This window comes from uncultured Vibrio sp. (genome assembly GCF_947488985.1).
Lineage (GTDB): Bacteria > Pseudomonadota > Gammaproteobacteria > Enterobacterales > Vibrionaceae > Vibrio.
Map to the genome: position 1 here is coordinate 1 of NZ_CANLBV010000421.1, position 213 is coordinate 213.

Here is a 213-nt window from a genome sequence, read left to right on the forward strand (position 1 = left end):
TTGGCCGAGCAACTGATAGAAACGACTCCCGATAACAGCCTAACCCTTTTCGATAAAGGCTTTTACTCTCTTGGATTACTTCAAGAATGGAGCTCTACAGGCGTAAATCGACATTGGCTTATTCCAATGAAAAAGGGGCTAAACTACGAAGTTGTTCAGTCCCTTGGTCGACAAGACAAACTCATTAAACTGAAAAGTAACCCACAAGCTCGG

General features: G+C 43.2%; 1 pseudogene. It reads left to right on the forward strand.

The window, feature by feature from the left end:
• Window positions 1–213: pseudogene (locus tag Q1A70_RS20830) on the forward strand (IS4 family transposase); the annotation flags it as partial.